General features: G+C 66.7%; 7 protein-coding genes. 5 read left to right on the top strand and 2 right to left on the bottom strand.

From position 1 onward, the window contains the following. Positions 1 to 1,457 (top strand): MFS transporter (locus tag Q0693_RS05925; protein ID WP_298629932.1); only part of this gene is annotated, 1,457 nt, incomplete at its 5' end. A gap of 4 nt (positions 1,458 to 1,461) precedes the next feature. Then, complete coding sequence (gene pxpB, locus Q0693_RS05920; protein ID WP_298629930.1) at positions 1,462 to 3,012, top strand: 5-oxoprolinase subunit PxpB; 1,551 nt, start codon at positions 1,462 to 1,464, stop codon at positions 3,010 to 3,012. On the opposite strand, the gene Q0693_RS05915 is transcribed toward pxpB, so the two are convergent. Then, entirely contained in the window at positions 3,009 to 4,211 is a 1,203-nt protein-coding gene (locus tag Q0693_RS05915; RefSeq protein ID WP_298629928.1) for a thiolase family protein, read from the bottom strand. The two genes, pxpB and Q0693_RS05915, sit on opposite strands and share 4 nt — an antisense overlap. Before the next feature lie 113 nt (positions 4,212 to 4,324). Beyond that, the gene (locus tag Q0693_RS05910) at positions 4,325 to 6,301 is read right to left on the bottom strand and encodes a thioredoxin domain-containing protein (protein ID WP_298629926.1); all 1,977 of its coding nucleotides are present in this window, start codon (positions 6,299 to 6,301) and stop codon (positions 4,325 to 4,327) included. An 88-nt stretch (positions 6,302 to 6,389) separates the two neighbouring features. On the opposite strand from Q0693_RS05910, the gene Q0693_RS05905 reads away from it, so the two are divergent. From Q0693_RS05905 to Q0693_RS05895, 3 genes are all read left to right on the top strand, one after another. Continuing rightward, entirely contained in the window at positions 6,390 to 8,147 is a 1,758-nt protein-coding gene (locus Q0693_RS05905; RefSeq protein WP_298629924.1) for a tetratricopeptide repeat protein, read from the top strand. 102 nt (positions 8,148 to 8,249) lie between these two features. Further along, a complete protein-coding gene (locus tag Q0693_RS05900) occupies positions 8,250 to 8,456 on the top strand; it encodes a hypothetical protein (protein ID WP_298629922.1) in 207 nt (68 codons plus the stop codon). Between the two features lie 169 nt (positions 8,457 to 8,625). Next, a partial coding sequence (locus Q0693_RS05895; RefSeq protein WP_298629920.1) for a S8 family serine peptidase occupies positions 8,626 to 9,807 on the top strand: 1,182 nt, incomplete at its 3' end.

Raw genomic sequence — 9,807 nt, 5'->3', positions numbered from 1 at the left:
AACCTTTTGATTTCCTCGGGGCCTTCCTCCTTGTGGCTTGGACCGTGCCCCTGATGCTGGCCTTTTCCTGGGGTGGGAGCACCTATCCCTGGGGGAGTCCCGTCATCCTAGGGCTCTTTGCTGGGGCCCTTTTAGGCCTAGCCCTTTGGGTATGGGCCGAACTTTGGCTTCCTTATCCGCTTTTTGACCTAAGGGTGTTTCGGGGACGGGTGTTTAGCCTATCGGCGGTGGCCGCTTTCTTTTACGGGCCGGCCTTCTTGGGAGCCGTGGCCTTCTTGCCCCTCTACCTGCAGGTGGTCAAGGGGGTTTCCGCCAGCCAAAGCGGGGTTACGGTGTTGCCCCTGGTCCTGGGGGTCATGGTGGGCAGCCTGGGGGCCGGGCAGCTATTGGCCCGGTTTGGGCGGTACAAGGTGCTTTCGCTAACCGGTGCCGCCTTCCTGCTAACCCTTTTCCTCCTCCTGCACTTTGTCCTGGCGGTGGGAACCTCCCTGCTCTTAGCGGTAGCCCTTTTCTTCCTCCTGGGCCTTGGCCTGGGGCCGGCGCAGAGCGTGCTGAACGTGGTGGCCCAAAGCGACCTGCCTAAGGAACGCGTGGGAAGCGGCACCAGCATGGTGCAGTTCATGCGCCAGATTGGCTCCACCATGGGGATCGCCTTTTTGGGGACCCTTCTGGCGCAAAGCCTAAGCGCCAACCTGCAAAGCGCCTTTCCTGGGGGTGGTTCCAGGCCGGCTATGGTCCGGACGGGGGAGGGGATGGCCCTGGACCTAGACCGGGAGTTTGCCCGTTTGGAGGACCTCTTGGTTAAGGCGCTGCGGGGGGATCAGGCGGCCTACCAAGCCCTGCTGGAGGATCCTTTCCTGCCGGAGGAGTTCAAAGGCAACCTGGTGCCCGGTGGTCTGCCCGCCCAGTTTTCCCGGATCCGGGGCCTTCTGGAAAAGGCCCTAAGGGGGGACGAAGCGGCGCGGCAAGCCCTTTTGGGGGAAACCTCTTTGCCCTTGCAGGTGAAGGCTCTCCTCCTGCCAGGTGGGGTTGCCCAGGGCACCCTTTCCCTGCTGGAAAAGGCATGGGCCGGAGACGCTGTGGCTAAGGAGGCTCTTTTGCGCCTCCCTTGGGGCCAGGGGCTGGCCTGGGCTTTGGGGGAACGCCCCTCCCCAGCTGGGAAGGTTCGGCTTCTCTCCCAGCTGAAGGCGTTAGAGGAGGGTGCGGTGGCCCAGGCGGTGGCCTCCTTGAAGCAGGCTGAGGAGCAGGCCCTTACCCAAGTTCCCCTGCAGGTGGTAGCCCGCCTCGAGGCGGTGCGGGAGAAGCTAAAGGGGGCCTTAAAGGAGGGTATCGTGGAGGCCCTGCGGCGGATATTCCTCTTTAGCGCCGTTTTTATAGGGTTTTCCCTCGGGGTCCTCCTGGCCTTGCCCGATAGGGAGCTTTCGGGCCGCCTTGGGCCTGAGCCTTCGTTAGAGTGAAAGGGTGGATGGCCTCTATCTGACCTTTGGGGCGGGCCTTTCCGAGGAGGCCAACCGCTTGGCCCAGGGCCTGGCCCAGGCTCTCCTTAAGGCTCCCCCGGAAGGGCTTTGGGAGGCCATCCCCGCTTACGGCACCCTGTACCTGGAGTTTGACGCCCAAAAGCTTACCCGTCCCAGGCTCCTAAGGCTTCTACGCCGCTTGGCTTCCCACACGGAGGTGACGGGGGAGGAGGAGGGCCGGGTGGTGGATATTCCCGTGCGTTATGACGGGGAAGACCTTTTGCAGGTGGCCGGGCGCACGGGGCTTTCCCTGGAGGAGGTTAAACGCCTGCACCAGGCGCCGCAGTACCGGGTGTATGCCCTGGGCTTCACCCCCGGATTTCCCTTTTTGGCTCCCGTACTGGAGCCCTTGCGCCTACCCCGGCGCTCCCACCCCAGGCCCCGGGTCCCCGCCCACAGCGTGGCCCTGGCTGGGCCCCAGACGGGCGTCTACCCCCTGCCTTCTCCCGGGGGATGGCATCTTTTGGGCACCGCCTTGGTGGCGGTCTACGACCCCCACCGGGAAGAGCCCTTCCTCCTGAGGCCGGGGGACCGGGTGCGCTTCAGGGAGGCGGCGGGGCCAACACCGCCGGAACCTGCCCCCTTGGAGCTCCTTCCCGGGGAACCCAGGCTTCCCGCCTTCCGGGTGGAGGAACCGGGCCTCATGGACCTGGTGGTGGACCGGGGAAGGTTTCTGGCGGGGCATCTGGGCCTGGCCCGCTCGGGGCCTTTGGACCCCTATTCCGCCGCTTTGGCCAACCGGCTGGTGGGAAACCCTCCGGGAACACCCCTCCTGGAGATGGCCTACCGGGGCCCGGTGCTCACCGCCTTAGAGGACCTGGTGGTGGGGTTTGCGGGCTATGGGTTTGTGGCCCTTTTGGATGGGGAAGAAATCCCGCCGGGGCGGAGCTTTCTTTGGCCAAGGGGGAAAACCCTTTCCTTCCGGCCTTGGGGGCGGGGGGTGAGGGCGTATTTGGCGGTGGCGGGGGGCCTCGAGGTCCACACCTTCTTTGGTTCTGCCTCCCCGGATCTTCGGGGAAGGGTGGGCCGCCCTTTAAGGGCTTTGGATGTCCTGGGGCTTCGGGAGAGGAGGGCGGTGCGGCCCGGCTGGGCTTTCCGCCAGAGGCCTTTGCCGGGGGTGTTTCGCCTCCGCCTTCTGCCAGGACCCCAGTTTACGGAGGAGGCCTTTGGGGCTCTGCTGTCGGCCCCCTTTCGCGTGGCCCGGGCGGACCGCATGGGCCTGGAGCTTCAGGGCCCGGAGGTCCCGGGCGGGGAAGGCCTTTCCGAGGCCACGCCCTTGGGGGGCATCCAGGTACCTCCCTCGGGCCGGCCCTTGGTGCTCTTGGCGGACAAGGGAAGCCTAGGGGGATATGCCAAGCCGGCGCGGGTGGCGGCGGAGGACCTTTGGCTTTTGGGTCAGGTGTGGCCAGGGGCTGAGCTGGTGTTCACAAGCGGATTGTATCGTGACGATAGATACAAAGTGCCAATCTTCCCCTGGGAGGGGAAGACCCCTTAGCCCGCCTCCACCACCATGGCGATGCCCTGGCCCACCCCTATGCACATGGTGGCCAGGCCGAACTGGACCCCTTTCCGTTGCATCTCATGGACCAAGGTGGTGAGGATCCGGGCCCCCGAGGCCCCCAGGGGATGGCCTAGGGCGATGGCCCCGCCGTTGGGGTTCAGGCGGGGATCCTCCATATCCAGGCCCCATTCCCGCAAGACGGCCAGGCTCTGGGCGGCAAAGGCCTCGTTCAGCTCAATAAGGCCGATGTCCTTCAAGGTAAGCCCGGCTCGCGCCAACGCCTTCTTGGCAGCGGGAACAGGCCCGATGCCCATGATCCTAGGGGGTACCCCAGCCACGGCCAGGCTCCGTACCCGGGCCAGGGGCTTGAGGCCGTGGGCCTTGGCGTAGGCATCGGAAACCAGAAGCACCGCCGCCGCTCCGTCGTTTAGGGGGCTGGAGTTCCCTGCGGTTACCGTACCCCCTTGGCGGAAAACGGGCTTAAGCTGGGCCAGCTTCTCCAAGGAGGTGTCCCGCCTGGGGCCCTCGTCCACCTCCACCAGAGCCTCTTCCTTGCCCCGCTTTACCGGAACGGGGACCACCTCCCGGGCAAACCGCCCTTCATCCCAGGCCCGGATGGCCTTCTGGTGGGAAAGCAGGGCGAAGCGGTCCTGCTCCTCCCGGGGAATCCGGTACATCTCCGCCAGGTTCTCGGCGGTTTCCCCCATGCTCTCCGTGCCGTAGAGGGCCTGCATCCTGGGGTTTACCAGGCGCCAGCCCAAGGTGGTGTCGTACATGACCATGTTGCCCGTGGGGAAAGGCCTTTCCGCCTTGGGCACCACGAAGGGAGCCCGGGACATGGACTCCACCCCGGCACCCACGTACACCTGGCCCTCCCCGGCCCAGATGGCCCGGGCGGCCTGGGCCACCGCCTCCAGGCCCGAGCCGCAGAGGCGGTTCACGGTACAGCCTGCCACCTCCACGGGAAAGCCTGCCAGGAGAAGGGCCATGCGGGCCACGTTGCGGTTGTCCTCTCCGGCCTGGTTGGCGCAGCCGGCGTAAACGTCCTCCACGGCCTCCTTGGGTACCCCGCTTCGCTCCATGAGGGTGGAAAGGACATGGGCCAGGAGGTCATCGGGGCGCACCGTGGCCAAGGCGCCCCCGTGCTTGCCGATGGGGGTTCTCAGGGCTTCTACGATCCAGGCTTCGGGCATGGGGCCTCCTTACCGACCGTTCGGTAATAGCTTAGGGGGAGTGGGGGGTGGGGTCAATACCTTTGATGAGAGAACGTTCACGCGCATGCTAAATCGTGAAACTACGCACTAATCTACCTCCCCACGTACACCGCCCCAAGCTCTTCCCACAAAGCCTCCACACTCTCCACGGGCAAGCGGCAGCTTCCCTCGCGGCACAGGTAGGCCTTTCCTGGTTCCCGCCCTGCCAGGCTGGGAAGGGCCTCAGGTGGACCGCTCACCAGCTGGGTAAGGGGCAGGTAAAGCCCCCGCACTACCCCTAAAAGGGGCGAGGGGATGGGAAGGGCCAGCTCCGTGCCCTCCAAAAGCAGGCGGTGGACCAAGAGGAAGCCGGGAAGGGCCTGGGGGTAGCGTTCCAACCACAGGGCCACCTCCTCCAAAAGGGCCTGGGCCCGCCTCCGGTAGTCCCCGCCAAAGGCGGCGTGTAGCCGCCAAAGGGCCTCGGCCAGGGCGCTTGCCCCAGAGGGGAGGGTGGTTTCCTCCACGTCCCGGGTGGGGAGGGGAAGGAGGGTTTGGGCCTTAAGGCCACCTTCCCGAAAGTGGGTCCAAGCCGCCTCCGCCAAGTACCTCGCCCGCTCCAGGTAGGGCCACTCCCCGGTGGCGGTATAGATCTCCAACAGGGCCAGGGCGGCAAAGCTCTGGTCCTGGAGGAAGGCCTCCTCCCCCAGGCTTCCCGCCCGCCACACGTGCCGCAAAAGACCCTCCCGGTGCATACCCGTAAGGAGAAAGTGAGCCCCCCTCCGCGCCGCCATCAGGTAACGGTCATCCCCCAAAAGCCTTCCCCCTTCCGCCAGGGCCCGCACCGCCAAGCTGGACCCGTCGGCCAGGACCTTGTCGTCCAAGCCTGGGGGCATGCGGCGCCGCCTTAGGGCCAAAAGCCGGGCCAAAACCCCCTCCCGCCACGCGGTAAAGCCATCCCCCAGCAGGCCCTTCACCTCCTCCTCGCCCCAGGCGGTGAGGACGTACCTAGGGGACCCGTCCTTACCCGTGATGGGAAAGGCGCTTTCCAAGGCAAAGTACCGCTGGGCCAAGGGGTAATCCTCGCCCAAGGCCCCTTCCAGCTCCTCTAGGCTCCAGGTGTAGTAACGCCCTTCCTCCCCCTCGCTTTCCGCATCCAGGGCCGTATAGAACCCCCCAGCCCGGTCCTGCATGGACAGGATCCAGTCCAGGGTCTCCCGGGCTACCCGCAGGAAGAGGGGCTCGTCAAAAACCCGGTAGGCTCCCAGATAAACCCGGGCCAGAAGGGCGTTATCGTAGAGCATCTTCTCAAAGTGCGGCAGGTACCAGCGCCGGTCCACGGCGTAGCGGTGAAATCCGCCGCCCACCTGGTCGTACACCCCACCCAAAGCCATGCCCTCGAGGGTCTTGCGCACCATCCGCCTTGCCCCCTCCTCCCCCCGCCAGGCCAGGGGTACAAGGTAGAGGAGGAGGGCTCCTTGGGGGAACTTGGGTGCCGGCAAAAATCCGCCCCATTCGGGGTCAAAGGAGGACCCTAGGGCCTGGAGGGCCTTGGCCTCCGCCTCCTTGGGTACCGGCCCAGGAGGGGGGGTAAGGCTTCGCCATAGGGCTTGGGCAAGACGCTCGGCTTCCCCTTCCACCTCCACGCGCCTTGCCTGCCAGGCTTCGGCCACCGCCAGGAGGACCCGCTTGAAGCCGGGCAGGCTCCCCCGGTCCTCCTTGGGGAAGTAGGTGCCCCCGAAAAAGGGTTTGCCCTCTGGGGTGAGGAAGAGGCTCATGGGCCAGCCTCCTTGGCCGGTGAGGCTCACCAGGGCCCGCATGTAGGCGGTGTCCACGTCGGGCCGCTCCTCCCGGTCCACCTTCACAGGAACAAAATGCCGGTTCAGGATCTCCGCCACCTGGGGATCTTGGAAGGACTCCCGGTGCATCACATGGCACCAGTGGCAAGCGCTGTAGCCCACGGAGAGGAAAAGGGGCTTCCCCTCTCTTCGCGCTACAGCGAAGGCCTCTTCCCCAAAGGGGTACCAGTCCACAGGGTCCTCGGCGTGCTGGAGGAGGTAAGGGCTTTGGGAGCCTAGAAGGCGATTGGCCATGCCTTAAGCCTAGACCCCCAGGCCTGCCCCGAGGAGGCAGCCATCTCACAAACGCCGCCGGGGGCCCCTCAGGGCTTAACATGAGGGCATGCTCCGGGTACTGGGGGGCCTCGAGCTGGAAGGGCATCCCTTCCACCGCCCCAAACCCCTGCTTCTCTTGGCCTATCTGGCCCTGGAAGGCCCCAAGGCCCGGCGCCACCTGGCCGAGCTCTTCTGGCCCGAGGCCCAGGACCCCTTGAATAGCCTTTCCGTGGCCCTTACCCAGCTCAAGCCCCTGGGGGTGGTGGAGGGAGGGGAGGTGCTTAGGACCGGGATCTCCACCGACCTTCAGGCCCTCCGCCTAGCCCTTAACGAGGGGCGCCTAGGGGAGGTCCGGCGCCTTTACCGGGGTACCTTTTTGGAGGGCGTGGAGCTGCCCTTGGGCGAGGAGCTGGAGGAATGGGTCTGGTCCACCCGGGAAAGGGTGGCCCTGGAGGTGCACCAGGCCTTTGCCCAGCAGGCCCGTGCCTTTTACCTGCTGGCCGTTCCCCAACGGGGTAAGGCCCTGTTGGAGGAAGCCCAGGCCCTTCCCGGGGTCAGGTGGGCGGTGGAAGGGCAGGAGGAGGAGTTCCACCCACCCGCACCCTTGGAAAGGGAGGCACGGAAGGCCTTCTTTGGCCTCCTCTTCTGCCCCAAAGAGGCCGTGGAAGCCCTTGGCATCCCGGCGAATACCCTGGAGATCCTCCGAGGAGTAGGGCTTATCCGGGAAGGGGGAAGGGCCCTGGCCCTGGAAGGCCTTCCCCGGCCTGATGCCCTGGACCCCAACGCCTTCGCCCACCTTCCCCTCGAGGCCCAGGAGGCCGCCCTGGCCCTGGCCCGGCACCTGCCTCCCAAGGAAGCCTTGCCCCTTTACCTCTTGGCCCGGCCCCTTTGGGGGGAAACGGACCGCAAAAGGGCCGGTGGGGCCATCCGGCAACGGACCCGTTCCCTCCTTTCGGAAAACCCAGGCCTCGGCCTAGAGCTCCTGCAAACCTTGCCGGAGGAGCCCGAGGTGCGCCTCCTGAAAGCCAGGGTTTTGGAGAGGCTTGGCCGGTACCGGGAGGCCCTGGAGGCCCTCGAGGGAGCGGCGCTGCGCGAAACAGGCCTCCAGAGGGAAGTGGCGGCGGTGCGGGCTAGCATCCTCTTCCGGCTAGGCCAGGTGGAGGAGGCCATGAAGGAGGCGGAGCTGGCCCGCCAGGGAAGTCCCTGGGCCCAGGGGGAGGCCCTGAACCTGGAGGGGCTACTGGCCCTAAGCCAGGGCCGCTTCGCCGAAGCGGCCGAACTCTTCGCCCGGGCGGCGGTCCGCTTCCTGGCGGCAGGAGAGGTGGCCCGGCAGGTGGATGCCCTCAACAACCGGGCGGTGGCCCTTTTTGAGCTGGGTAGCCCCCAAGCGGAACGGGTCTTCGCCGAGGCCTTGGAGGCCGCGGGGGAAACCCCCCTCCTCCGGGCCCCGGTACTCCTCAACCTGGGGGTGGCGCGGGAACGCGAAGGGAAGCCAGAAGAGGCGGAAGCCCTCTACCAGGAGTCCTTGGCCTTAGCTGAAAAGGCCGGGGTTTTGGAGGCCATGGGCCGGGCTTGGAACAACCTGGGGGCGCTTTACCACCGCCAAGGTAGGAAGGAGGAGGCGGAGACGGCCTACCTTAAGGCCCTCCATCTGGCCAAGGAGGGACGGGACTGGGTGCTCACGGCGGCGGTGCTGGCCAACCTGGCCGAGCTCCGCGAGGACCCCGCCACCTTGAAGGAGGCCATAGCCCTCCTGGAGGAGGCCCGCTACACCGTGCTGGCGGAAAGGTACCGTAAGCGCCTTTCCGAGATGGCCTCTCCCTAAAGGGGCCCTAGGGCGTTCACCCGCCGTTAACCCGCCGTTAAGGGACCCCGCACTAAAAGAAGGCTGGCGCTAGGGAGCGCCTAGGCCAAGGAGGTGAAGCGGATGCTGAGGAAGTTGGTGTTGGCAGCGCTTGTCGCCTTGGGGTTTGGGGTCTCTGCCTTGGCTGGAGGGGACAAGGAGGGGGCCTCCTTGGACCGCTACGCCGGCGGTTTCTTCGTCTACGCTACCCCCGGGGACAATCTTTCCCTGGAGCGCTATGCCGGGGGGTTCTACGTCTACCGGTACACCGGGGGGTTTTTCGTCTACTGAACCCCTCCCCACCCCCCTGGGCCTCCCCCAGGGGGGTTGTTCCGTTCAGGGTCCGTTAACCCCTCCCCGCCTAGGCTTTGAGGGGAGGTTGTGGGCGCCGCCCACGTTAGCATGCCGGTAAGCCTTCTGGAGCTGGAGGGGTTCAACCTCCTCAAAGGTGAGGTGGAGGATGCGCCACGGATTATGGATTTGGCTACCCTTGTTGCTTTGGGCCTGCTCTTCCCAAAGGCCAAGCCTTACCCTTTTCCCAGGCCGGGCCCTGGTGGGGGAGGAGGTGGAGGCTCGGCTTTCGGGGATGCAGGGGAGTGGGGCCCGGGTGTGGGTGGGGGAGGCCGAGGCCCAGGTAACCCTGGCTGAGCCCAGCCGGGTGCGCTTCCGGGTTCCTGAGGTGCCTGGTGGGCCCAAGCCCGTGCGGGTGGTGGCGGGAGGCCGGGAGGCCCGGGGGGAGCTTGGGGTGCTGGGGCGGGTGGACCCTAGCCGGGTCCTCCTCCGGCTACCCTTAGGTCAAACCCCTAGGCTTCCCAAGGGCTTTACCCTTTTGCGCCGGGACGATCTGGCCGGCTGCGGCTTTGCCCTGGCGGAGCTAGGGTATACCGGAAAGGAGTTGGGGAAGGCCCTGGAGGAGCTCGAGGCCCTGGACCCCAGCTACAAGGCGGACCCGGAAAGCCTCTGGAGCCTCAGGGGCATCTCGGGCCGCGAGGCGGTGGGGGCCCACCAAGCCCACCGCCGGGGATGGACAGGAGAGGGGGTCAGGGTGGCCGTCTTGGACACGGGGGTGGACCCGGTCATCCCCCAGCTTCCCGGTTACGACTTCGTGGAGGACGACCCCACACCCCAGGACGCCTTCCCGGGCGGACACGGCACAGGGGTTGCGGGGCTAGTGAAGGAGGTAGCCCCCGGTGCGGGCATCGTGCCGGTGCGGGTCTGCGACGAGGCCGGGGTCTGCCGGGCCAGCCGGGTGGTGCAGGGGGTGTGCTGGGTGGTGGAAAACCGCCAAGGGCCCACGGTGCTCAACCTGAGCCTGGGTGGGGATACGCCGGTGGAGGCCTTGAGGCTGGCCCTGCAAGCCGCTCTTAGCCAAGGAATCCCCGTAGCCGTTGCCGCCGGTAACCAGGGGAATCAGGGTAGCCCCGCCCACTACCCCGCCGCCTTGGACCTGCCGGGCCTGGTGGCGGTGGGGGCCTTGGAAGCCACGCCCAGCTCTCCAGGCTGGCAGCCCGCCCCCTATAGCACGCAAGGGGCCTACGTGGACCTCGCCGCTCCGGGTACGGACCTTGACTGCGTTCTGCCCGGTGGAGGTACGGGAAGCTGCACCGGCACCTCCTTCGCCACCCCTTTGGTGGCGGGGGCC

This window comes from uncultured Thermus sp. (genome assembly GCF_938010445.1).
In the GTDB taxonomy this organism is placed as follows: domain Bacteria; phylum Deinococcota; class Deinococci; order Deinococcales; family Thermaceae; genus Thermus; species Thermus altitudinis.
Note: the sequence above shows the minus strand (reverse complement) of the source record. Positions and strands in the feature narration are given on the sequence as shown.